This window comes from Streptomyces pseudovenezuelae, from assembly GCF_001513955.1.
GTDB classification, from domain to species: Bacteria; Actinomycetota; Actinomycetes; order Streptomycetales; family Streptomycetaceae; genus Streptomyces; species Streptomyces pseudovenezuelae.
In genome coordinates, this window is record NZ_KQ948149.1 from 424632 (window position 1) to 449228 (window position 24597).

Consider the following 24597-nt stretch of genomic DNA (forward strand, 5'->3'; position numbering starts at 1 on the left):
GTGTTCCTCTCGGAGGCCCGGCGGTCACGGTCTTTCAGGTCGTGGCCGGGAGGTCGGCAGGTCTGCGTCTACGGCGGTGGGGGGTGAGGGCGCGCGAGCGGTGCGCGTACGTCAGCACACACATCGCGCCACCCCGCCCTGCCCGCTGCCGAGCGCGCCGCTGCCTACGCGGCCGCCCTCCTTCGCGAACGTGGACCAGTAGTCGGTGGGGTTCATGTCAGAAGTCCCACCCGTCGTCCTCGGACTCGTCCTTGACGGGCTCCGGGGACGCGAACGACTCGCCGACCATGCCCGCGGTGAGCGTGGTGCCGTCGTTCGGGTCGATGAGGATGAACGAACCGGTGCGCCGGGAGTCCGAGTAGGAGTCCACGGGCAGCGGCTCCGCGGTACGGATCTTCACGCGGCCGATGTCGTTGGCGACGAGCTGTCCCGGGTGCGGGTGCAGGGACAGGTCGGCGAGCGTGAGCCGGGACGGGATGTCCTTGACGATCGCCTTGACCGTGCGGGTGCCGTGCTTGAGCAGCACACGGTGGCCGACGGTCAGCGGGGCGTCGGCCACATGGCAGACGGTCGCCTCGATGTCCTGCGTGGTCGGCGGGGCGTCCTTGCTGGGCACCAGCAGGTCGCCGCGCGAGATGTCGATGTCGTCCTCCAGGAGGATCGTCACCGACTGGGTCGTCCAGGCCACGTCGACCGGCTCACCGAGCAGGTCGATGCCGGCGATCTTCGTGGAGCGCCCCGAGGGCAGCACGGTGATCTGCTCGCCGACGTGGAAGGAACCGGCGGCGATCTGACCGGCGTAGCCCCGGTAGTCGGGGTGCTCGGCGGTCTGTGGCCGGATCACGTACTGCACGGGAAGGCGGGCGTGGCAGTGGCTCAGGTCGTGGGTGACCGGGACCGTCTCCAGGTGCTCCAGGACGGTCGGGCCGCCGTACCAGTCCATGTTCGCGGACGGCTCCACCACGTTGTCCCCGGCGAGCGCCGAGATCGGGATCGCGGTGACCTCGGGGACGCCCAGTTCGAGCGCGTACGCCGTGAACTCCTCGGCGATCGCGGCGAAGACGGGCTCCTGGTAGTCGACCAGGTCCATCTTGTTGACGGCGAGCACCACGTGCGGCACCCGCAGCAGCGCCGCGAGGGCCGCGTGCCGGCGGGTCTGCTCGACGACTCCGTTGCGGGCGTCGATGAGGATCACCGTCAGCTCGGCCGTGGAGGCACCCGTCACCATGTTGCGGGTGTACTGCACGTGGCCGGGGGTGTCGGCGAGGATGAACCGGCGCCTCGGCGTCGCGAAGTAGCGGTAGGCGACGTCGATGGTGATGCCCTGCTCGCGCTCGGCGCGCAGGCCGTCGGTGAGCAGCGCGAGGTCGGGGCCCTCGGCGCCCCGGCTCGCCGACGCGCGCTCCACGGCCTCCAGCTGGTCCGTGAGGATCGACTTGGAGTCGTGCAGCAGCCGGCCGACGAGGGTCGACTTGCCGTCGTCGACCGAACCGGCGGTCGCGAACCGCAGAAGGGTCGTCTCGGTGAGTTCCGTGGTGGTGGTCATGCTTAGAAGTACCCCTCGCGCTTGCGGTCTTCCATCGCGGCCTCGGACATCTTGTCGTCGGCGCGGGTGGCGCCGCGCTCGGTGAGCCGGGAGGCGGCGATCTCCGTGATGACCTGCTCCAGCGTCACGGCGTCGGAGTCGACGGCACCCGTGCAGGACATGTCACCGACGGTCCGGTAGCGCACCAGGCGCTTCTCGACGGTCTCGCCGTCCTTGGGGCCGCCCCACTCGCCCGCCGTCAGCCACATGCCGCTGCGCGAGAACACCTCACGCTCGTGGGCGAAGTAGATCTCCGGGAGCTCGATGCCCTCGCGGGCGATGTACTGCCAGACGTCCAGCTCGGTCCAGTTGGACAGCGGGAAGACGCGGACGTGTTCGCCGGGTGCGTGGCGGCCGTTGTACAGGTTCCACAGTTCGGGGCGCTGGCGGCGCGGGTCCCACTGGGAGAACTCGTCCCGCAGCGAGAACACGCGCTCCTTGGCGCGGGCCTTCTCCTCGTCCCTGCGCCCACCGCCGAAGACGGCGTCGAACTTCTCCGCCTGGATCTTCTCGGTCAGCGGCAGCGTCTGGAGCGGGTTGCGGGTGCCGTCCGGGCGCTCCTTGAGGACACCCCGGTCGATGTAGTCCTGCACGGAGGCGACATGCAGCCGCAGACCGTGCCGGTCGACCGTACGGTCGCGGTACTCCAGGACCTCGGGGAAGTTGTGCCCGGTGTCCACGTGCAGCAGCGAGAAGGGGATCGCCGCGGGGGCGAACGCCTTCAGTGCCAGGTGCAGCATGACGATGGAGTCCTTGCCGCCGGAGAACAGGATCACCGGCCGCTCGAACTCACCCGCCACCTCACGGAAGATGTGCACCGCCTCGGACTCCAGCGCGTCCAGATGGGACAGGGCGTACGGAGCCTCCGTGCCCTCGTCCACCTTGGCAACGGTCGTCGTCATGCCAGTCCCCTCTCGGTGAGCAGCGCGTGAACCGCGGCCGCGGACTCCTGGACGGTCTGGTTCTGCGACTCGATCCGCAGATCGGGCGTCTCGGGCTCCTCGTACGGGTCGTCCACCCCGGTGAGCCCGGACAGTTCGCCCGCCGCCTGCTTGGCGTACAGGCCCTTCACATCGCGTACGGAGCACACCTCGACCGGAGTCGCCACATGGATCTCCACGTAGGCGGCGCCGCTCTCCTGGTGGCGCTTGCGCACCGCGTCACGGCTGTCGGCGTAGGGCGCGATGACCGGGACCAGCGCCTTGACGCCGTTGCGGGCGAGCAGTTCGGCGAGGAAGCCGATGCGCTGCACGTTGGTGTGCCGGTCCTCGCGGCTGAAGCCGAGGCCCGCGGAGATGAACTCGCGGATCTCGTCGCCGTCGAGCACCTCGACGAGGTGGCCCTCCTCGCGCAGCCGGCCGGCCAGCTCGTACGCGATGGTGGTCTTGCCGGCACTCGGCAGACCCGTGAGCCAGACGGTGGCTCCGGTCGTCACGTGCAACTCCTTGGTAGATGTCGTCATCCGTGCAGCCCGCACTCGGTCTTGGAACGCCCGGCCCAGCGGCCGGCGCGCGCGTCCTCGCCCTCCAGGACACGGCGGGTGCAGGGGGCGCAGCCGACGGACGCGTAGCCGTCCATCAGCAGCGGGTTCGTCAGGACGCCGTGCTCGGTGACGTACGCGTCCACGTCGTCCTGGGTCCAGCGGGCGATCGGGGAGACCTTGACCTTCTGGCGCTTCTCGTCCCAGCCGACGACCGGGGTGTTCGCCCGGGTCGGGGACTCGTCGCGGCGCAGCCCGGTCGCCCAGGCCAGGTAGTCCTTCAGGCCCCGCTCCAGCGGCTCGACCTTGCGCATCTTGCAGCACAGGTCCGGGTCGCGGTCGTGCAGCTTCGGGCCGAACTCCGCGTCCTGCTCGGCGACCGTCCGCGTCGGCGACAGCGTGATGACGTTGACGTCCATCACGGCCTCGACCGCGTCCCGGGTGCCGATGGTCTCCTCGAAGTGGTAGCCGGTGTCGAGGAAGACGACGTCGACGCCCTTGAGGACGCGGGACGCCAGATGCGCCACCACCGCGTCCTCCATCGAGGAGGTCACGCAGAAGCGCTTGCCGAAGGTGTCGACCGCCCACTGCAGGATCTCCAGCGCGGAGGCGTCCTCCAGGTCGCGGCCCGCCTGCTCGGCGAGCGCCCTGAGATCGTCGGTCGTGCGCTCTTCCTGAATCGCGGTCATATCTGGTCTCCCCCTGCGTCGGTGGGCTGAAGGCCCCGGGCGAGCAGCCCGAGGAACTTCAACTGGAATGCGCGGTTGCACGCCGCGCATTCCCACGCGCCGTGCGACTGCTCGCTCGGACGCAGGTCCTCGTCGCCGCAGTAGGGGCAGTAGAAGGGGGCGGCCCGCTCGCTCACGACAGGGCCTCCTCGGGGGCACGCGAGGCCCAGGCGGCGAAGGTCTCGCCCTCCTCGCGCTCGGCCTGGAACCGCTTCAGGACCCGCTCGACGTAGTCGGGCAGCTCCTCGGAGGTGACCTTCAGACCACGTACCTTGCGGCCGAACCCGGCCTCCAGACCGAGGGCGCCGCCCAGGTGCACCTGGTAGCCCTCGACCTGCTCGCCCTTGTCGTTGAGGACCAGCTGGCCCTTGAGACCGATGTCCGCCACCTGGATACGGGCGCAGGCGTTCGGGCAGCCGTTGAGGTTGATGGTGAGCGGCTCGTCGAAGTCCGGGATCCGGCGCTCCAGCTCGTCGATCAGCTGGGAGCCGCGCGCCTTGGTCTCGACGATGGCGAGCTTGCAGTACTCGATGCCGGTGCAGGCCATGGTGCCGCGCCGGAACGGGGACGGCTTGGCGGTGAGGTCGAGCGCCTCCAGGGCCTCGACCAGCGGCTGGACCTGCGCCTCCTCGACATCGAGGATGATCATCTTCTGCTCGACGGTGGTCCGGACCCGGCCTGAGCCGTGCGCCTCCGCGACCTCGGCGATCTTCGTCAGCGTGGCGCCGTCGACGCGGCCGACCCGCGGGGCGAACCCGACGTAGAACAGGCCGTCCTTCTGGCGGTGCACGCCGACGTGGTCGCGCCAGCGGCCCGAGGGCTCGGCGGGCGCGGGGCCGTCGACCAGCTTGCGCTCCAGGTAGTCGTCCTCCAGGACCTGGCGGAACTTCTCCGGGCCCCAGTCGGCGACGAGGAACTTCAGACGGGCACGGGTGCGCAGCCGGCGGTAGCCCCAGTCACGGAAGATGCCGACCACACCGGCCCACACCTCGGGCACCTCGGCCAGCGGCACCCAGGCGCCGAGCCGGACGCCGAGCTTCGGGTTGGTGGACAGGCCGCCGCCGACCCACAGGTCGAAACCGGGGCCGTGCTCGGGGTGCTCGACACCGACGAAGGCGATGTCGTTGATCTCGTGGACCACGTCCAGGAGCGGGGAGCCGGAGATCGCCGTCTTGAACTTGCGGGGCAGGTTGGAGTACTCGTGGCTGCCGATGTACCGCTCGTGGATCTCGTCGATCGCCCAGGAGCCGTCGATGATCTCGTCCTCGGCGATGCCGGCGACCGGCGAGCCGATCACGACACGCGGGCAGTCGCCGCAGGCCTCGGTGGTGGAGAGACCGACCGCCTCCAGGCGGTTCCAGATCTCCGGGACGTCCTCGATGCGGATCCAGTGCAGCTGGATGTTCTGCCGGTCGGTGACGTCCGCGCTGCCGCGGGCGAACTCCTCGGAGATCTCGCCGATCACGCGCAGCTGCTGGGTGGTGAGGCGTCCGCCGTCGATCCGCACCCGCAGCATGAAGTACTTGTCGTCCAGCTCCTCGGGCTCCAGGATCGCGGTCTTGCCGCCGTCGATCCCGGGCTTGCGCTGGGTGTACAGACCCCACCAGCGCATCCGGCCGCGCAGGTCGTTGGGGTCGATCGAGTCGAAGCCGCGCTTCGAGTAGATCGTCTCAATGCGTGTCCGCACATTGAGACCGTCGTCGTCCTTCTTGAACTGCTCGTTGCCGTTCAGCGGGGTGTGGTGCCCCGCGGCCCACTGACCCTCACCGCGGTGACGGCTCACCTTGCGGCGGGGCGCTGCGGCAGCAGGGTTCTGCGGGGTGGCGGCCATGGTTGTTACGTCCTTCGGGACAGGCGGAAAGCGGCTCTTACCTGCGAGTGCGGGCGCATGGGAGTGCATGCGCGGCTTTGCGCGGGGAGGAGAACGAGAGGATGTGTCGGGTGACGCTGCGGCTCGTCAGCGCACCGGACAGATGGCGCTGGACATGCGGCCGAGGTCGACGTGCCGCCGACTCACCAAGGCAATTCCAGTTCCAGACATGACGGAAGCGTGTCACGGCGATCTGGACACAGTCCAGCTTTATCCGCCATGTGGACACCCTTGTCTCGACAGGTGAGACCAGGGTGTCGTTGGTCACAAAGATCGCGGGACCTCTTGTTCCCGCAGGTCAGGCCGGGTACGCCCCAGGCCAGGGGCCGGGCGCGGGCACCTCCGCCTCCTCCTCGACCTTGGTGTCGAAGAGCTGGAAGCCACGGCGCTGGTAATTGGCCATCGCGTGCTCGCCGTCCTTGGAGCAGGTGTGCAGCCAGACCCGCTTGGTGTCGGTCAGCCCCGGCCAGCGGTCCGCGAGGTCCCAGGCGCGGGCGGTGCCGTACGACAGGAGGTGGCCGCCGATCCGCCGGCCGCGGAACGCCGGGATCAGGCCGAAGTAGACGATCTCCACGACCCCGTCGTCCTGGGGCTCCAGCTCGACGTATCCGGCCGGTGTGCCCCGGTCGTACGCCACCCAGGTCTCCACGCCCGGCCGCTCCAGGTGCTCCCGCCACCGGGCGTACGTCCAGGAGAGCCGGTCGGTCCAGCGGATGTCGCCGCCCACGGAGGCGTACAGGAAGCGGCTGAACTCGGGGGAGGGGACTTCCGCGCGGTGCACGCGGACCTCGCCCTCCGGGGGCTCGGCCGGGAGGAGGTCGGTCGGGGCGGTCTGTTCCAGGGACCAGGTGGTCACGGGGATGTTCGGCATGCGGGTCAGGGAATCATCTATCCCAGAGATCTGTCGATCGAGGCCAGCGGCAGCGCGAACAGCATCCGCCCCGACTGGGACCACACCTCGCCCGTCTGTTCCCAGTACGACAGGGACTCCGACTCCCCGCTCCAGCAGCTGCGGGTCTCGTCCGCTCCGCAGCGGGTGGCCTTCGCGGGGTCCTTCGGGTTCTGGCGCCACAGGGTGCCGTGGTCGCCCTCGGTGTGCGCCGCGCGGCCCAGGTACCACTGCGAGTCACGGGACAGGACGGGGCCGGAGCCGGACGCCTTCGTGACGTACGCCTCGGCCACGCGCGCGTAGCCGCCGGTGTCGGTGGCCAGGAGGCCGGAGCGGCCGGGAGCGCCGCTGAAGTCGTAGCGCCACAGGCGGCCGGCCGTGTCGTCGTCCCCGGAGAGCCACTCGCTCGCGACCAGGCTGTCCGGGGCGGTGCTGCGGTCCAGGGAGAGGTAGTCGGGGCGGGCGGCGCCGGTGCCTGCGGCCGGGCGGTAGGAGGCGACCGCGGGCAGGACCCACTGGGCGCCGTGCGCCGACCAGCCGCCGCGGACCCTGCCGACCGCGCTGCTGTCGACGGTGGCCCGCTGGACGCGGTTCATGTCGTAGACGTACAGCGCGTCGCCGCCGTCGCCGCTCGCGGTGACCAGCAGCTTGTTCTGGTACCAGACCATCCCGGAGACCTGGGAGACGAGGCCGCGGAAGTCGCGTCCGTCGTCGACCGGGACGGCGAGGAGGGCCCAGGAGTAGGTCGGCCGGTTCAGGTCGTTGGCGTCGACGAAGGCGACCCGGGCCAGGCCCCCGCCCTCCGCCGCGGTGCCGGTGCGGCTCCACGCGGAGAGGATCACCCGGTTCGCGCCCCACAGGCCGTCGTCGTCGGCGTCCCCGGAGGTGGTGACCGCCCCGGCCCGCCAGGAGCGGGTGTCGGCGGCGTCCCAGCAGTAGGCGGCCGTGGCTGTCGGCTCCACGGGCAGCGCCGTGCGCTCACCGGCCGTGCAGTCGATCGCGTCGCGCAGGAGCCGGTCGGCGGAGCCCAGGACGGCGGAGACACCGACCGGACGCCCCATCGCGGCGGAGAGCCGGTCGAGGGAGCTCTTGGGGACCTGGGATTCCTTGAGGCGCAGCGGGGCGGTCTCGCCGGCCGAGGTGAGCGGCTTCAGTGTCCCGGGATTGGCGGCCACCGTGGCCTGCGAGGCGCTGATCATGGTGGCGGCGGCGGTCAGCGCGAGGGCGGTCCCGGCCAGGAAGGCGCGCAGCGCTTGGCCCCGCTTGCGCCTGCGGTGTCTGCCACGTTGCTTCATACGTCCTCCCGAGGCGGGCCAACTGCGCCTGATGATCCGTACGTTGACCGAGGAGCAGGTGGGGTGGCCCGCACAGGATGCTACGGCAGTGCGGCTCCGCTGGGGACGAAGATGCTGCAATTATGCGGAAGATGCACCATGAGCGAGGGTTTTCACCCGGTCTCGGCGCCTGCGCGGGCCCCCAGCACGGCCGGGGCCGTCGAGTGCGGCAGCAGGTCGACCGGGTTGCCCGGCAGCAGCACCTCGACCTCGGCGTCCTCGCAGAAACGATACGGCCGGTGTTCCAGGAACGCCCCGAGATAGCGCCGCACCCGGGACATCTCCGCACGTACGGTCACCGTGCGGCCCGGATCGCCGAACATGTCCTCCGCCAGGCCCGCCGCGCTGCGGCCCGAGCGGTGCAGGGCCAGCAGGTAGAGCAATTCGGCGTGCCGGGGGCTGAGTTCGTGACTCCAGGTGCCCGCGCCGCCCGACACCGTCACCGTCCAGCGCCGCGGCTGCGCCAGGTCCAGCACGATCCGGGTGGCGCCCTCGGGCTCCGGCTCGTCGGTGGCGCGGACCAACCAGCCGTCCGCCAGCGGTTCCAGGGTGCACAGACCGAGCGCCGGCAGCCATCGGCGTCCCGGCGCGGGCGACTTGGGCAGCGCGATCCGGTTCGCATACGGCATTCCGGTCACCGCCGCCGTCCAGCCGTCCCGGTCCACCACCAGCGCCCGGCCGGTGAGCCGGGCGAGCACCGGCGCCGCCACGGCCCGCAGCTGCTCCAGCGAGACCAGATGCAGCTCGCGCAGCCGTGACTCGGCGAGCTTGGCCACCGAGTCGACCCAGGCGAGGGTCGCCGGGTGCATGGTGTCCAACGGCCCGCTCACATCGACCACACCGATCAGCCGGCCGTCGCGCGGGTCCTTGATGGGGGCGCCGGTGCAGGTCCAGGAGGTCTGGGAGCGCACGAAGTGCTCGGAGGCGAAGACCTGGACCGGCCGGCGCACCACCACCGGGGTGCCGATGCCGTTCGTGCCGACGACGTTCTCCCGCCAGTCGGCGCCGAGTTCGAAGCCGGTGCCGTCGGCCTTGCGCAGCACGGGGGAGCTGCCCTCCCGCCACAGCACCCGGCCGTCGTCGTCGGCGACCACCATGATGTGGTGGGCGACGTCCGCGACCGACAGCAGCCCCTCCCTGAGCACCGGCAGGACGTGCCTCAGGCGCGTCGACTCCCGGCGCCGCTGCACCTCCTCGGGGGGCAGCAGACCTGACCGGAAGTCGTGGTCCGGGTCGACGCCGCCGCGCAGCATACGGCCCCAGGACTCCTCGATCACCGGGCGCGGGGCCACGGGCGTGCGCCGGCCGGACAGGGTCGCGGAGCGGATGTCGTTCAGTACCCGGGCTGCGCGTGCCGTGTCCACGGTGGCTAGGTGGCTCACATGCGTCGGCGAGAGCGGCACTGGTCCTCCCGGTCCCGGATCCATTGACTGTCCGTCTCATAGTGCCGGTCGCGGCTCGGGGAAGTGGACGGTCCGCCCACAGTCGCCAGGAAGTTGCAACCCCCTGCAACCCTGGTGGTGGGCTCCGGCTTGATTGAAACTTGGGCGAACGCCGTCTCGCAGCGGCGTGCTCCGGCCTCTGAGGGCCGTAACGGGGGTGGTGCCGTGTCGGCGCAGCACCACCCCCGTTCACTCGCGTCTGCGGCGGCGGGTCACTCCACGGGCCGGGCCCGGTCCACCACCGACGCCAGGTCCAGGGTGGTGGGCAGGGTGCCGAAGGCCGTGCCGCCGTCGCCGCCCAGGCGGGACGCGCAGAAGGCGTCGGCCACCTCCGCGGGCGCGTGGCGGACCAGCAGGGAGCCCTGAAGGACGAGCGCGAGCCGTTCCGTCAGATGGCGGGCCCGCCCCTCGATGCCCTCCAGATCGGCCAGTTCGGTGAAGAGACTCTTGGTCGCCGCGTCCAGGCGGTGGTCGGCGCCGCGGGTCACGCCGATCTCCAGGAGGTAGGCATTCAGGGCCCGGGGCTCGCCCTGCAGGACCCTCAGGACGTCCAGGGCCTGGATGTTGCCCGCGCCCTCCCAGACGGAGTTCAGCGGTGACTCGCGGACCAGGCGGGGCAGGCCCGACTCCTCCACGTAACCGTTGCCGCCCAGGCACTCGGCGGCCTCCACCGTCAGCGGGGTGCAGCGCTTGGTGACCCAGTACTTGGCCGCCGGCACCGCGATCCTGAGGAAGGCCCGCTCCTGCTCGTCGTCCTTGTCGTAGGCGGCCGCGAGGCGCAGGGCGAGGGTCGTCGCGGCCTCGGACTCCAGGGCGAGGTCGGCCAGGACGTTGCGCATCAGCGGCTTGTCGACGAGCTTGCCGCCGAAGGCCTCGCGGTGGGTGCAGTGGTGGATCGCCTGGGCGACGGCCTGGCGCATCAGGCCCGCCGAGCCGAGGACGCAGTCCAGCCGGGTCGCCGCCACCATCTCGATGATGGTGCGGACCCCGCGCCCCTCGTCGCCGACGCGGCGGCCCCAGGTCCGGTCGAACTCGACCTCGGCGGACGCGTTGGAGCGGTTGCCGAGCTTGTCCTTGAGCCGCTGGAGGAGAAACGTGTTGCGGGTGCCGTCCTCCAGGACCCGGGGGACGAGGAAGCAGGTCAGCCCGCCCGGGGCCTGGGCGAGGACCAGGAAGCCGTCCGACATGGGGGCCGAGCAGAACCACTTGTGGCCGGTGAGCTCGTAGGTCTCGCCGTCGGGCAGGGGCCGCGCGGACGTCGTGTTCGCCCGTACGTCGCTGCCGCCCTGCTTCTCCGTCATCCCCATCCCGAACAGCGCCCCCGCCTTGAGGTGGGCGGGCCGCAGCTCGCGGTCGTAGACCATCGACGTCAGACGCGGCTCCCACTCGGCCGCCAGGTCCGGGTCGGTGCGCAGGGCGGGGACCGCGGCGTGGGTCATCGACAGGGGGCAGCAGTTGCCCGCGTCGACCTGCGTCCACAGGACGAAGGCCGCCGCCCGCCGTACGTGTCCGCCGGGGCGGGCCCAGGCGGCGGTCAGGCCCGCCGAGACGCCCTTGCCGAGCACCCGGTGCCAGGCCGGATGGAACTCGACCTCGTCGACCCGGTGGCCGTGGCGGTCGTGGGTGCGCAGCCGGGGCGGGTTCTCGTTGGCCTGGAGTCCCCACTCCTGCACCTGCGCCGAGCCACAGGCCCGGCCGAGCGCGGCCAGCTCGCCGTGGACCTCGTCGAGCAGGACCGGGTCGAGGTGCCGCTCGACGGCGGCCTTCAGGGCGCGGTCGGCGCCGTAGACGTCGTAGCCGGTCAGGGGTGGGGGCTGGTTGGTCACGGTGTGCGTGGTGCCTGCCATGCCAGCGAAAGTACCCCGGGGCGGGGGAGGGTCACCTCACGGACACGGGGGTGGGGTGGTGGGTGTGCGGGGCGCTCCGCGGCGGGGGCCTGGTGGGGGGTGTGTGCGTGCCGGGGGCTGGTGGCCGGGGCGGCGGGTCGTTGCGGGCATCCGTGCCGCTCGCTTCGTGCGGGTGGGCCTCGGGGGTGCGGGTGAGGGTGCGGTGGGCGGCTGATGGTTGCGGTGCCTGATGCGCGCGGGCTGGTGTAGGCGGTTCTCGGGGGCGGGGTCTCCGGTCGTGGCGAGTAGGGGGATCGGCGTCTCAATCGACGCGGCGCCCGGTGGCTGTGGGGGTGTGGGTCCGCGTGCGCGGCTGCTCGGGGCAGGGTCTCCGTCGTGGCGAGTGGGAGGATCGGCGTCTTGCCGACGTGGTGCCCGGTGGCTCCGGGGCGGGGAGGGTCGGTGTGTGCGGCTGCTCGGGGCGCGGTCTCCGGTCGCGGCGACTAGGCGACTAGGGGGGCGGCGTCTCGTCGACGCGGTGCCCGGGTGCACGTAGTCACGGAGCCGGACCTGCACAACGGCTGCTCGGGGTCAGGGTCTCCGGTCGTGACTAGCGGGGGGATCGGCGGCTCATCGACGCGGTACCCGGTGGTTGGGGGGGCGAGGGTCGGTGTGTGCGGCTGCTCGGGGCGCGGTCTTCGGTCGTGGCGAGTAGGGGGATCGGCGTCTCGTCGACGCGGTGCCCGGCGGGCCGGTGGAGGGGCGGACCCCGTGCGCGTGGCTGTTCGGGGGCAGGGTCTCCGGCTGCCCCCGACCACCGGGCACCGGTGTCTCGCGGACGCGATCACGGCGCCCGTTCCCGCTGGTGGGCGGGGCGGGTGCCGTGGGGAGGCGGTCAGGACAGGTGGGCCATCACCTCCGCCGGGTGGTGCATCGGGTCCGTGTCGGGGGTGCCGTGGGGCCAGCCCGCCCGGTACACGGTGTCGAGGTAGCGTTCGCCGAGGTCCGGGGCGATCGCCACCGCGGTGAGGCCGCGGCGGCCGTGGGCGGACAGCCACTGGTGGGCGCCGCTGACGACCGTGCCGGTGGAGCCGCCGAACAGGAAGCCCCGGGCGGCCATCCTGCGGCACACCTGGAGGGTGTCCGGCTCCTCCACGAGGACCACGTCGTCGATGTACGACTTGTCGAGCAGCTGCGGCGGCACGCTCGTGCCGAGCCCCGGGATCATCCGGACGCCGGGCGGGCCCCCGAAGGTGACCGAGCCGACGCTGTCGACGGCGACGATCCGCACCGGGCGCCGCCACTGCCAGAACCAGCGGGCGCAGCCCATCAGGGTCCCGGTGGTGCCGGCCCCGACGAACAGCACGTCCAGGTCCGGGAAGCGCCGCGCGATCTCCGGGGCCGTGGTGCGGTAGTGCGCCCGCCAGTTCCCCTGGTTGCTGTACTGGTTGAGCCACACGTACCGCTCGTCCGACGCGCACAGCGCTCGCACGTACGCGAGCCGCGCGCCCAGGTAGCCGTCGTGCAGGTCCGGCTCCCTGACCACGTGCACCCGGGTGCCGAGCGACTCCATCAGCCGGATCGTCGCCAGGTTGCACCGTGAGTCGGTCACGCACAGGAACCGGTAGCCCCGGCTCGCGGCGATCATGCTCAGGGCCACCCCCAGGTTCCCTGACGACGACTCGACCAGGACCGACCCCGGCCGCAGGGTGCCGTCGCGCTCGGCGGCGTTCACCATCTCCCGGGCCGCCTTCAGCTTGATCGACCCGGCGAAGTTGAAGCCCTCGCACTTCAGGTACAGCGGAAGCTCCAGCGCGGCCCTCAGGTCGACGTAGAGGTCTGACTCGTTGAACTCCGAAGGATCGGATATGACGGGCATGACGCCCCCCTCCTCATGCGCACGGGTCGTTCAGCCGTACCGGCGCAGCTCGTTGAAGAACCCGTCGACGACGTGCAGTTCGCCGCGCCGGGCCAGTTCGTCGTGGACGTACCGGCCGACGGCGAGGTCGAGCACCCCCAGGCCGAAGGGGGAGAACACCACCGTCCGGTCCGTCGGGACGGTCACCCGTCCGCTCAGCACGTCGTCGAGCGTGCCGTCGATGAAGTCCCTGCTCCCCGTGAGCCGTTCGGCCAGATGCGGGGAGGTCTCGGCCTTGAGACAGTGCTCGACGTCGTCGACGAAGTTGGCGGACGCGAGCAGGATCTCCGGGGCGAGATCGCGCAGGGAGACGTGCAGGACCAGGGGGTGGTGGCCGAACCACGACGGATCGTGGACGTGCGGCTCGCCGGCGACCGTGGCGAAGACCACCAAGTCGCTTGCGCGGATGAGGGATTCGGCCGAGTCGTGCACGGCCACCTTCCCGGGCGCCCCGGACCGCTCCAGATAGCCGCGGAACCCGGCGGCGCTCTCGGCGGACAGGTCGTGCACGCCCGTCTCCTCGAACTCCCAGCCGGTGGCCGTGAGATGGGTGTGGATGTAGCGGGCGATCAGCCCGGTGCCGATGAACCCGACCCGGGTCGGGCGGACCCGGCCCGCGCTGAGCTTCCCGGCCGCCAGCGCCGCCGACGACGCGGTGCGCGTGGCGCTGATGACCGAACTCTCCAGGCACGCGAACGGGTAGCCGGTCTCCGGGTCGTTGAGGATCAGCACCGCCGAGGCGCGCGGCAGCCCGGACCTGATGTTCTCCGGGAAGCTGGAGACCCACTTCAGGCCGTCCACCCGGAGCGGTCCGCCCAGGGAGGCGGGCAGCGCGATGATCCGGGACGACGGGCGGTCCGGGAACCTCAGGAAGTACGACGGCGGGTTCACCGAGTCACCCGCGCCGTGCAGCCGGTACACGGCCTCGACGAGGTCCGCGATCTCCGGTTCCCGGCCGTGCAGGGCCTGTTGGACCTGGGCGCCGGTGACCAGCGCGAAGGACGGGGCGCCGAGGGTGCTCATACGCCACTCACCTCGCCGTCGGCGCGCAGCACCGGGTCGCCGAGCGCGGCCAGCACCTCGCGCGGCCCCTCGAAGGGCTCACGGCTGTGCGCCGTACGGATGTTGTCGACCAGCAGGAGGTCGCCGTCCTGCCAGGGTTCGCGCACGGTGTGGGCGTCATAGACCTCGTTGATGGTCCGGACGACGTCCTCGTCGATCGGACTCCCGTCCCCGAAGCGGGTGTTGAAGGGCAGCCCGTCGGCGCCGTACATCTCCACCAGGTACTCGTGCACCTCGGGCTCCATGGTCCACTCGTTGAGGAACGCGATCTGGTTGAACCAGCAGGGCAGGCCGGAGCGCGGGTGCCGCAGCACCGCGCCGCGCCGCTGCCGGGTGTGCAGGGAGCCGTCGCCCTGCCAGGCGAACTCGATGGCGTGCCGGCGGCAGTAGCGTTCGACGGCTTCACGGTCGTCGGTGCCGAAGGCCTCCTCGACCGACGCGCCGATCTCCTCGTGGTACGCCCGGGTCAGCAGCCAGCCCTCCCGTTCGAAGCGGGAGACCAGTTCGCGGGGCAGGGCCCGCAGCACCGCCGACGCGTCGGCGAGCGCGGTCGCGCCTCCCGACCCGGGCGCCTCCAGGCACGCGTACAGCAGCAGGCTCGGGAACTCCAGGCCGTAGCTGAGTTCGTGGTGCATGCACATCTGCTGGTTCGGCGGCCACTTGGTGGACGAGTACACGCCGTCCGCGTAGCGGCGCCGCGGCGCGAAGGGCTCGCGGTCGGGCATCAGACCGTCGGTCAGCCGCCGGAAGACGGCCTCGCTGGTCGCGGGGTCGGCGAGACCCAGACCCCGCACCAGGACGGAGCCGTGCTCAAGGACCAGGGCATGCAGCGGGTCACGGTGCTCCGCGGCCCAACTCGCCGGGTCACCACCGGACTTGGCGCGCAGGATCGGCGGAGTGCCGGGCGCCAGGTCCAGGTTCGGAAGGAGACTCGTGGATGACATCTCGGTGTTCCTTTCAGCTGCGCCGGTCGAGCAGGTCCGCCAGGTCCGCGAGGACCGGGTGACGGACGACGTCCTGGAGGGTGACCGCCCGGTCCAGGGCGATCGCGAGACGCACGGCGGACAGTGAGCTGCCGCCGCGGTCGAAGAAGTGGTCGAGCCGGCCGATCCGGTCGGCGGGCACGCCGAGCACCTCGGCCCAGGCGTCCGCCAGCCGCCGCTCGCCGGCCGTCACGGGCCCGCCCGCCGCACCGGCGTCGAGGTCCTCGGCGAGCGCGGTGAGCGCCCGGCGGTCGGTCTTGCCGTTCGCGGTCAGCGGCAGCCGCTGCCGCCAGTGCACGACGGCGGGGACCATGTACGACGGCAGCGACACGGCCAGCCGTTCCCGTACCGTGTCCGCGGCCACCGGCTCGGGTCCGGCGCAGAACGCGGCGAGCTGGGTGCCCCGGACGACCACGACGGCTCCGTCGCGCACCCCGTCCACCCGCAGCAGCGCGTTCTCGATCTCGCCGATCTCGACGCGGAACCCGCGGATCTTGACCTGGGTGTCCCGGCGGCCGAGGAACTCCAGTTTGCCGTCGGCCCGCCAGCGCCCCACGTCACCGCTGCGGTACAGCCGCTCGCCGGGCCGGTACGGGTCCGTGGTGAAGGCGGCCGCGGTGCGTTCGGGGTCGTTGACGTACCCGCGCCCCACGCACACCCCGGAGAAGACGATCTCGCCGGGCGCGCCCAGCGGTACGGGCACCAGGTCCTCGTCGACGACGTACACCCGTACGTTGCGCACCGGCCGCCCGAGCGGGACCCGGTCGCCGTTCGGCACCCGGTCCATCACCTCGTGGTTGGTGTCGTCGGAGGTCTCGGTCAGCCCGTAGGCATTGGCGAGGCGGATGCCGGGCGCGACGGCGAACCAGCGCTGTACGAGCTCCCGCTTCACCGCCTCGCCGGTCACCGACACACAGCGCAGGTCGGCGAGTTCACGCGGCCGCCTCCCCAGCTCGGCGAGCACGGCCTCCAGATACGACGGCACGACCTGGAGCACGTCGACCCGCCCCCGCACCACCGTGTCCACGAACCGCGGGACGTCCAGGACGGTCTCCTGGCCGATGATCAGAGTCCGTCCGCCCACCAGGGTGGCGGCGAGCAGCTGCCACAGGGAGATGTCGAAGCACTGCGGCGCGGTCTGTGCGACCACGACGTCCTCGCCGATCCCCAGGTCCTCGACCTTGGCGAGCACATGGTTGACGAAACCGGCGTGCTCGCACATCGCGCCCTTGGGCTCGCCGGTGGAGCCGGACGTGAAGTAGATGTAGGCGAGTTGATCCGCCCGGACCGGGATCCCGAGATCGTCGCCCGCGTGGCCCTCGGCGTACGCGGTGTCCACGAACAGTGTCTCGGCGGACGTACCGGAGAGCGATCCGGTGCTGCTCTCCTCGGTGACGACGAAGGCGCAGCCCGCCCGGAACAGCGTCCTCGCCACCCGCTCGGCCGGGAAGTGCGGCTCGATCGGCAGATACACCCCGCCCGCCTTGAGCACGCCGAGGACGGCCGCCATCCAGTCCAGGTTCCGTTCCATGACCACGGCGACGACGTCCTCGGCCGTGAGACCGCGGGCCAGCAGTGCCCGGCCGATCCGGTTGGCGCGGGAGTTGAGCTCGGCGTACGTCCACCGCCGGTCGTCCTGTACGGCGGCCACGGCGTCCGGGTGCTTCCCGACCCGCTCCTCGAACAGCTCGTGCACCCGCCGGTCGGGGAGTTCACGGACCGGGCCCGCCAACTCCTCCAGCTGGTAGCGCAGTTCGTCCTCCGACAGCAGGCTCCGGCGGTCCGGGTGGGTGAGCGCGGTGAGGTGGTAGCCGGCGATGCGGGCGGCGGTGTCGGCGTCGAGGGCACCGGCGCGGTAGCGCAGCCGCAGCGTGCCGTCGGTGACGGTGACGCGCAGGTCGGCGTCGGAAGCGCCCGCCGTCTCGTCCGAGAGGGCGGCGCGGACCCTCGTGTGGGCCGCGAGCAGCGCGGCGGGATCGGTCGGCGTGCCCGCGGGCAGCGGGATCGCGTACTCCCCGATGTCCGGCAGCGGACCGGGTGTGCGGTGCGGAGCTGTTTCCATGACGTTCTTCCCCCTGTGTGTGCTTCGTTCAGGCAGTTCGGGCAGCTCGTGCGGCTTCGGGCGCCTCAGACACGTGCCGCCGCCGGATTCCCGCCCCAGTGCGCCCCCGCCGGCATCTCCTCGCCCTTCATCAGGAAGGCGTCGGCACCGAGCACGGCGCCGTCGCCCATCGCGACGCCGTAGTGGACCAGCGCGCCCGCACCGAGGGTGCAGCCGTCGCCGATGACGATGTGGTCGGACTTGAAGGTGCCGTCCTCCTGGGAGTGCGCCTGCACCTTGGAGTGGTGGCCGAGTGTGGTGTCGCTGCCGATCGCGACCAGCGTCCGCTCGGTGAGGTAGCAGCCGTCGTCGAAGACCCGCCGGCCGATCCGCACCCCCAGCAGCCGCCAGACCAGGTTCTTGAACGGCGTGCCGTTGAACACCACGAGATGGTGGTCGGGCACCTTCCACAGCCGCTCGTGCCACCAGAAGTACGGGTCGTAGATCGAGCACAGCCGCGGTTCCAGCGGCCGGAAGCGGGTGATCACACGCTCCACCAGGGCCCAGTAACCGACGGTCACGGCGAGGCCGGTCATCAGGTAGGCGCCGATCAGCAGCCCGCCCAGGGCGCCCCGGCCTCCCTGCAGGTCGACGGCCGCGAAGCCGAGCAGTGTCAGCAGGAACCAGTGCAGCCAGCGCAGGAACAGGAACAGGCCCATCGAGCGGGCGTTGCAGCGGTTCTTGCCGGCCAGACGGCGGCGCAGCTCGTCGCCCTCGCGGAAGTGGTCGAAGCGGGTGTCGCGCTCCACCGTGCGCGGGATCTCGAACGGCGGCGAGCCCAACAGGCCGACACCCTCGCGGAGTTCACCGTCCAGCGGCACGAGCACCTTGGTGGCCAGCAGGCAGTTGTCCCCGGTGCGGCCGCCGACGGGATAGGCGATGTGGTTGCCGAGGAAGTTCTGTCCGCCGATCGTGACCCGCGAGAGCCGGAACGAGGTGCCGGAGTACTCGGCGTTGAGGATCGACAGCCCGTCGGCGACCATCGTGCCGCTGCCGACGGTGGCCAGATACGGCGTCTCGTGCGCGACCTCGGTCCCGAAGTTCGAGCCGGTCTGCTCGACGCGGCAGAGGTCGTAGCCGATGCACCGCAGGTAGGGGACGATGTAGGAGCTGTCGCCGCACAGCCACTTGAAGAACTTGATGTTGGTCATGCGGGCGATCGCGCGCTGCGCCGAGTAGTGGAAGCCGTACAGCGGATAGACCCGGTCCGCCTTCAGGGTCAGGTTCAGCAGCCGCGGCAGCACCGTCACGGTGACGAGGCCCAGGGCCACGAAACCGACGTAGAGGGCGACGGACAGGGCGAGCGCCTCGGCGTAGAAGGCCGTCGACGCCAGTTCCTTCGCGTTCGGTTCGAGCAGCGGGTCCAGCGCCGGTACGAGGTCCATCACGAGGAACACACCGCCGATACCGAGCGGGACGTACACCAGCAGCGTCTGCAGCAGCGTCACGAGGGCGTAGCCGGCCCGGCGCGCGGTGGTGCAGCGGGTCGCCGGGACGCGGATGTGGTCGACGTCGGTGGGGCGGGCCGGGGAGCCGTGCCAGCGCTCGCCGGCGGGGATCGCGGCACCGTCGTACAGCGCGGAGGAGTGGCCCAGCTGGCCGCCGTCGCCGATGGACGTGCCGATGTCGAGGACGGTCTTCTCGCCGACGAAGACGTCCCGGCCGAGGGTGACCGGGCCGGTGCGGATCCGGCCCGCGTGCGCCCGGTAGCCGAGGAGCAGGGCGTCCTTGCGGATCACCGTGCCGGCGCCGACGGTCAGCAGGTCGGTGCAGACCGGCATCGAGTGGGACAGGACCGTGACGCCCGGGCCGATGCGGGCGCCGAGGGCGCGCAGGTAGAGGACGTAGAGCGGGTTGCCCGTGAACAGGACCATCGGGCTGGCGTGCAGCAGCGCCTTGACCAGCCAGAAGCGGACGTAGGCGAGGCTCCACACCGGGAACTCCGTCTCCTTCCACCGGCCGATCAGCACCCACTTCGCCACCACGGGCAGGGTGCACAGGGCGAGGAACAGGGCGCCGCCGACGGCCAGTGAGCGCAGATAGACATGGAGCGGGCCGTCGGCGCCCGATATCCAGGAGTACCCCTCGGCGGTGGCGACGCCGGCTCCGAGGCAGTACGCGGCGAAGGCCAGGAACTGCAGCACCCCGCACAGCACGTAGCGGGCGGTGCTGCCCGATGGCGGGGGCGGCTCGGCCGGCCGGGCGGGGACCGGCCCGGTGGCCGGGACCTCGGCGAGCGCGGTCGCCAGACCGCGGATCGTCGGGTGGCCGTAGACGTCCCGCATCGAGACCTGCGGCAGATCGTCCCGCTTCCGCACCCGGGCGCAGAACTGCGCCATGACGAGGGAGTTGGCACCCAGGTCGTCGAAGAAGTGACTGTCGAGAGGGACTTGATCCGTCTTCACGACCCCGGCCAGCACCTCGGCGAGGACCTGGGCGGTGCCGTCCACCGGGGCGACTGTCGTGATCTCGCCGGGATTTACCACCACTTGATCTCCTAGATCATTACTTTTGGCCTTATGGGTCATTCCGTGTGCTTGCTAAGTCGGACCGGGTCCGCCACCGGTTCCGGGGGCCGGGGTGGTGTTACGGCCTCGCGACACCGCCGGGCCGCGCCTGCGACGACCGTTTCCAGCGGGCCACGCCCGACGTGCCGCCACGAGAGGGCGAACAGGAGCGCTCCGGTGGTCATGACGGCGTAGAGGAGCTCGGGGGAGCCGGAGAGCGCGCCGGTGGTGAGAAGGAGCACGTGGGCGGCGTACAGGGTCAGTGGCATGCTGCCCGCCGCCGCGAGGGGGGTGAGTGCCCGCGTGAGCAGGGCACTCCTGGTCAGCAGCAGGGCGCCGCCGAGGATCGCCGTCGCCGAGCCCAGGGTCAGGAGCAGGTCGAAGGGGGTGGTCGTGTGCGGCGCGCGGGAGAGCAGCGCCCACCAGGTCACGCCGTCCGGGCTGTCCCACAGGGCCTCGGCGCGGGAGGCGCCGGGGAACTCCGCGCGCCACAGCTGCCGCAGTCCGTCGAACCGGAACAGCACCAGGGACGACACCAGCCAGATCCCGGCCACGAGGGCGAGGCCGCCCCCGAGGAGCCGGGGCGCGAGCCCGCGTGACGTCAGATCGAGACGGCCGAGGGCGAGTCCGGCGCACAGGTAGGCGGTCCAGGCGAGCACCGGGTAGTCGCCGTGCACGAGCAGGTCCGACAGCAGGCCGAGCGGATCGGTGACCACGTCCTGGAGGGTCGGGTCGCCGTCGAACGCGGGCCGGGGCAGCGAGCCCCGCAGCGCGTGGACGGCGAACGGCGCCCCCACGGCCAGGGACAGGGACAGAGCCGCCAGGGTCCGCGGGCCGAGGCCCAGCAACGGGATCGCGATCAGGAACAGCAGGGCGTAGAACACCAGGATCACGTCCACGTCCAGGTCCGCCGCGCGTGAGGCGTAGCCGAGCAGCAGTCCGATCAACGCGATGACGCCGGCCCGCGCGGCCACCGCGACGGCCGCGGGCCGACCGGTCGCCGGCCGGCGACCGCCGGTCGTGAAGGCCAGACCGATCCCGGCCGTCACGGCGAAGGTCGCCGAGGAACGGCCGCCCGCGAACATCCAGGCGGGTGTGGGTGATCCGGCCTCGTCGAACGCGCCGAACACGTGAACGGAGAACATTCCGAGCAGGGCGAGCCCCCGTGCCACATCGACCCCCACGATGCGCGGCGCGGTTTGCTTCGGTCCGTACGGAGCAGGCATGCGAATTCTCCAGAGTGGGATACGGCGGAATATCGCCCGCTGTTCACCGCGCAGCGGAAAATCGTGAAGAGGGACCCCCGTGTTTCCGGTGTTCCGGAAGAAAAGGAAGTGCCGTGAGGCACGGAATGGAATAAGAGAAGGAGCGGTTCGGTATGCGCCTGGAGTGACCACGCGAGGGGGACGGGGTGGCCTGGCTCGGGCCTTGGTCAGAGCCCTGAGAATGCAATCCGAATTGTTTCGAGGTGCTCATGAACGGGTCAAGCGCGTTTCAGTCAATGGCCATTTCCTGCCGGTCGGACGTGCGCTGCCGATATAGCTCGACCATGCCGTTCGGTGGCGTCACCGGGGAACTCACTTCATGGACGGTGCACATGTCGTCCGGCATTCCGGTCGAGCGGGCCGCGAAAACCGGCCAGCGGGTTCATGACAGAAAAGGGGTTCGATTTCCTTCGCCATTTCCGAGGGATTGCCCGGCGTTTTCCGCCGGATGACGGAACCGAACGCGAGCGGGCGTTCCCCGCACGGGCGTGCCCAGGACCGGGACGGGGGGATGAGTGCACGCTCCCGTGGCGGATACCTTTAGGACGTGCAGGCAGCAAGCGAATCCCCTCAGCGGCCCTCCGGCCGGCTCCACCGGGCCCGTGCCCTCTACCGGAACGTGTCGAAGCGCAGGACCGCGTGGCTGCTGCTCAAGGACACCGTCAACTCGTGCATCGAGTACCGCATCCTGGGGCTCGCCGCCGAGGCCGCGTTCTTCTCGCTGCTGTCCGTGCCGCCGCTGCTGCTCAGCCTCATCGGCCTGCTCGGCTACGTCGACGACTGGACCGGCACCGACAGCATCAGCAGCCTGGAGGCCAACCTCCTGGACGCCGCGCGCACGGTCCTGTCCGACAAGGGGGTACGGCAGATCGCGCAGCCGATCCTCGACGACGTGATGAAGGGCGGCCGTCCCGACGTCATCTCGGTCGGCTTCCTGTTCGCCCTGTGGTCCGGGTCGCGCGCGGTCAACGTCTTCATCGACACCATCACCGTCATGTACGGCCTCGACGGGGTCCGCGGCATCGTCAAGACCCGGCTCGTGGCGTTCGCGCTGTTCGTGGCGGCGCTGCTGATCGGCTCGGTTGCGCTGCCGCTGATGGTGGCGGGCCCGGACGCCGTGGTGCGGATCGTGCCGTGGTCGACGACGGTCGTCCAGGTCCTGTACTGGCCCGTGGTGATCATCCTGTCCATCGCCTTCCTGACGACCCTGTACCACGTGTCGGTACCGGTGCGCTCACCGTGGATCGAGGACGTCCCGGGCGCGCTGGTGGCCCTGGCGATGTGGGTGCTGGGGAGCTTCCTGCTCCGGATCTACCTCCAGAGCACGATCGAGGGCGCGACGATCTACGGCTCGCTCGCCGCCGCGGTGGCGGTGCTGCTGTGGATCGGCGTCTCGGCCTTCGCGGTCCTGGTGGGCGCCGCGGTCAACGCCGCGATCGACCGCGTGTGGCCGGCGGCCGCCACGGCGGCGGCGCGCGCGGCCCAGGAGCGGCTGCGGGAGGCACAGGTCGCGGAGTACGTGGCCCGCGCCGCCGCACTCCACGACACCCACCCCGACCCCGACGACCCCGACATGCCCTCGGAGTTCCCGGAGCGCTGGTCCCGCTTCCTGCCCCCGGAGGACGTCACCTCCCGCCTGCGGACGCACGCGAAGACGACACATCCCCCGCAGAAGCCCGACGGTTCCTGAGGGGGAGGTGTCACCGGCCGCGAGCCGGTGCGGAGCGGGTGCCCGCACCCCGGGTCAGACCTTCCAGGTCCCCGCGGCCGCCGCCTCGCGCGCGAACTCCGTGAAGTCCCGCGCCTCACGCCCGAGCACCTGCCGCACCCCGTCCGACAGATACGCGTTGCGCCCGTCCAGCAACTGCGTGAACGCCTCAACCAGCGCGTCCGCCTCCGGCGCCGGCACCCCGAACCCGAGCAGCCTCTCCCCGTACCGCTTCGGCGACACCGCCCGGTACGACAGCTCCCGCCCGGTCGCCTTCGCGATCTCCGCGACCGCCTCGCCGAAGGTGAGCAGCCGGGGCCCCGACACGCTGACCGTCTCCCCGACGTACCGCTCGCCCGCCGACAGCGCGGCCACCACCACGTCCCCGATGTCCCGCACATCCACGAACGGCTCCCGCACCTCGCCCGCCGGGAACACCAGCTCCCCGCTCAGCCGCAGCTCCTCGACCAGCGGCCCCTCACTGAAGTTCTGCGCGAACCACGCGGCCCGTACGACCGTCCAGTCGGCCCCCGACGCACACAGCGCCTCCTCCGCGTCCCGCGCCCGGTCCTGCCCCCGCGACGAGAGCAGCACCAGCCGCCGTACGCCGGTCCCCACCGCCTCCCGCGCGAACGCCCCGACCGCCTCGGCCGCCCCTGGGGCGCCGATGTCCGAGGGATGGACCAGATAGGCCGCGTCCGCTCCGCGCAGCACCCGCGCCCAGGTGGAGCGGTCCTGCCAGTCGAACCCCTGGGCCCGTGAGGCGGCCCGCACCGTCAGCCCCGCGGCCTGCGCGGACCGCGCCACCCGGCTGCCCGTACGACCCGAGGCACCGGTCACCACCACCGTCGTGTTCCGCGTGTTCTGTGTCATGCCGTCGAGTCAACTCCCGTGCCCGGCAAGGGACCATCGGTGAACGGCTCATTCCCATGCGTACGCGTCTACGCTGGCCGCATGGACGCTCTGGCAGGTCTGCTGGAAGGACCGCGGGCACGTGGCGCCTTCATGATCCGCGCGTGTTTCGACCCGCCCTGGGCGGTGCGGGTGGAGGACCGGGCGCCGCTGACGGTCATGCTGATGGTCCGCGGCGAAGCCGTGGTCCTGCCCGACGCGGGAGAGCCGGTCCGGCTGCGCCCCGGTGACCTCGCCATCGCCCGCGGCCCCGCCCCCTACACCTGTGCCGACGACCCCGGTACGGCCCCGCAGGCGCTGATCCTGCCCGGCGCGGAGTGCAGCTACCCCGACGGACGGTCCCTGAACGGCTCCATGGACCTCGGCGTGCGCACCTGGGGCGACCGGCTCGACGGCGGCACCGTGGTCCTCATCGGGACGTATCTGATGGAAGGCGAGATCAGCAACCGGCTCCTGGACGCGCTGCCGCCGCTGCTGTCGCTCACCACCGACGTGTGGGAGTGCCCGCTGACCCCCCTCCTCATGGAGGAGATCGTGCGCGACGAGCCGGGGCAGGAGGTCGTCCTGGACCGGATGCTGGACCTGCTGGTCATCGCGGCGCTCCGGGCCTGGTTCTCCCGGCCCGAGGCGGAGGCGCCCGCCTGGTACGCGGCCCTGGCGGACCCGGTGGTGGGACGGGTGCTGCGGCTGATGCAGGACGACCCCGCGCACCCCTGGACGGTCGCCTCCCTGGCCGCCAAGGCGGGGGTGTCGCGTGCCGCGCTGGCCCGGCGGTTCCCTGAGCTGGTGGGGGAGCCGGTGATGACGTATCTGACCGGGTGGCGGCTGGCGTTGGCGGCGGACCGGCTGCGGGAGGGGGACGCGACGCTGGACGCGATCGCCCGGCAGGTGGGGTACGGGAGCGCGTTCGCGCTGTCCAGCGCGTTCAAGAGGGGCTACGGGGTCAGTCCGCAGGAGTTCCGGCTGCGCACCGGCCCGTCGTAGCCT

20 protein-coding genes are annotated in these 24597 nt (G+C 71.6%); 2 read left to right on the top strand and 18 right to left on the bottom strand.

Features of this window, described 5'->3' with window-relative positions; all coding sequences use genetic code 11:
- Nucleotides 1-217: 217 nt before the first annotated feature.
- From AQI94_RS26160 to AQI94_RS26235, 17 genes are all read right to left on the bottom strand, one after another.
- Nucleotides 218-1546 (bottom strand): sulfate adenylyltransferase subunit 1, encoded by a 1329-nt coding sequence (locus AQI94_RS26160; protein ID WP_031045426.1) that lies wholly within the window; start codon nt 1544-1546, stop codon nt 218-220.
- Between the two features lie 2 nt (nt 1547-1548).
- Nucleotides 1549-2487, bottom strand: a complete 939-nt coding sequence (gene cysD / locus AQI94_RS26165) for a sulfate adenylyltransferase subunit CysD (RefSeq protein WP_031045424.1) — start codon at nt 2485-2487, stop codon at nt 1549-1551.
- Entirely contained in the window at nt 2484-3047 is a 564-nt protein-coding gene (cysC, locus tag AQI94_RS26170; protein ID WP_078902735.1) for an adenylyl-sulfate kinase, read from the bottom strand. Before cysC ends, cysD begins: the two co-directional genes overlap by 4 nt.
- Nucleotides 3044-3754 (bottom strand): phosphoadenylyl-sulfate reductase, encoded by a 711-nt coding sequence (locus AQI94_RS26175; protein WP_031045420.1) that lies wholly within the window; start codon nt 3752-3754, stop codon nt 3044-3046. The genes cysC and AQI94_RS26175 overlap by 4 nt, the downstream gene beginning before the upstream one ends.
- Entirely contained in the window at nt 3751-3930 is a 180-nt protein-coding gene (locus AQI94_RS26180) for a hypothetical protein (RefSeq protein ID WP_031045418.1), read from the bottom strand. Before AQI94_RS26180 ends, AQI94_RS26175 begins: the two co-directional genes overlap by 4 nt.
- Nucleotides 3927-5624 (bottom strand): nitrite/sulfite reductase, encoded by a 1698-nt coding sequence (locus AQI94_RS26185; RefSeq protein WP_031045415.1) that lies wholly within the window; start codon nt 5622-5624, stop codon nt 3927-3929. Before AQI94_RS26185 ends, AQI94_RS26180 begins: the two co-directional genes overlap by 4 nt.
- A gap of 126 nt (nt 5625-5750) precedes the next feature.
- A complete protein-coding gene (locus AQI94_RS46600) occupies nt 5751-5834 on the bottom strand; it encodes a putative leader peptide (protein ID WP_349817346.1) in 84 nt (27 codons plus the stop codon).
- Between the two features lie 127 nt (nt 5835-5961).
- Complete coding sequence (locus AQI94_RS26190; RefSeq protein WP_031045413.1) at nt 5962-6534, bottom strand: GNAT family N-acetyltransferase; 573 nt, start codon at nt 6532-6534, stop codon at nt 5962-5964.
- 17 nt (nt 6535-6551) lie between these two features.
- Complete coding sequence (locus AQI94_RS26195) at nt 6552-7847, bottom strand: hypothetical protein (protein ID WP_031045410.1); 1296 nt, start codon at nt 7845-7847, stop codon at nt 6552-6554.
- A 152-nt stretch (nt 7848-7999) separates the two neighbouring features.
- A complete protein-coding gene (locus AQI94_RS26200; protein WP_031045405.1) occupies nt 8000-9289 on the bottom strand; it encodes a GAF domain-containing protein in 1290 nt (429 codons plus the stop codon).
- 251 nt (nt 9290-9540) lie between these two features.
- Nucleotides 9541-11175 (bottom strand): acyl-CoA dehydrogenase family protein, encoded by a 1635-nt coding sequence (locus AQI94_RS26205; protein WP_031045402.1) that lies wholly within the window; start codon nt 11173-11175, stop codon nt 9541-9543.
- 874 nt (nt 11176-12049) lie between these two features.
- Nucleotides 12050-13033, bottom strand: a complete 984-nt coding sequence (gene sbnA, locus AQI94_RS26210) for a 2,3-diaminopropionate biosynthesis protein SbnA (RefSeq protein ID WP_031045399.1) — start codon at nt 13031-13033, stop codon at nt 12050-12052.
- A gap of 30 nt (nt 13034-13063) precedes the next feature.
- Nucleotides 13064-14095, bottom strand: a complete 1032-nt coding sequence (gene sbnB, locus AQI94_RS26215) for a 2,3-diaminopropionate biosynthesis protein SbnB (RefSeq protein WP_031045395.1) — start codon at nt 14093-14095, stop codon at nt 13064-13066.
- A complete protein-coding gene (locus AQI94_RS26220; RefSeq protein WP_031045391.1) occupies nt 14092-15078 on the bottom strand; it encodes a TauD/TfdA family dioxygenase in 987 nt (328 codons plus the stop codon). The genes sbnB and AQI94_RS26220 overlap by 4 nt, the downstream gene beginning before the upstream one ends.
- 13 nt (nt 15079-15091) lie before the next feature.
- Complete coding sequence (locus AQI94_RS26225) at nt 15092-17179, bottom strand: non-ribosomal peptide synthetase (protein ID WP_062229960.1); 2088 nt, start codon at nt 17177-17179, stop codon at nt 15092-15094.
- 65 nt (nt 17180-17244) lie between these two features.
- Complete coding sequence (locus AQI94_RS26230; RefSeq protein WP_031051252.1) at nt 17245-19707, bottom strand: Pls/PosA family non-ribosomal peptide synthetase; 2463 nt, start codon at nt 19705-19707, stop codon at nt 17245-17247.
- A 35-nt stretch (nt 19708-19742) separates the two neighbouring features.
- Nucleotides 19743-20951 (bottom strand): heparan-alpha-glucosaminide N-acetyltransferase domain-containing protein, encoded by a 1209-nt coding sequence (locus AQI94_RS26235; protein WP_037943480.1) that lies wholly within the window; start codon nt 20949-20951, stop codon nt 19743-19745.
- Nucleotides 20952-21537: 586 nt separating this feature from the next.
- Here AQI94_RS26235 and AQI94_RS26240 point away from each other — a divergent pair.
- The gene (locus AQI94_RS26240) at nt 21538-22680 is read left to right on the top strand and encodes a YihY/virulence factor BrkB family protein (protein WP_062229961.1); all 1143 of its coding nucleotides are present in this window, start codon (nt 21538-21540) and stop codon (nt 22678-22680) included.
- Between the two features lie 54 nt (nt 22681-22734).
- Here AQI94_RS26240 and AQI94_RS26245 read toward each other — a convergent pair whose 3' ends face one another.
- Complete coding sequence (locus AQI94_RS26245) at nt 22735-23571, bottom strand: NmrA family NAD(P)-binding protein (protein ID WP_031052078.1); 837 nt, start codon at nt 23569-23571, stop codon at nt 22735-22737.
- Nucleotides 23572-23652: 81 nt separating this feature from the next.
- Between AQI94_RS26245 and AQI94_RS26250 the strand changes: the two genes are divergently transcribed.
- Nucleotides 23653-24594, top strand: a complete 942-nt coding sequence (locus AQI94_RS26250; RefSeq protein ID WP_031052076.1) for an AraC family transcriptional regulator — start codon at nt 23653-23655, stop codon at nt 24592-24594.
- Nucleotides 24595-24597: the final 3 nt, after the last annotated feature.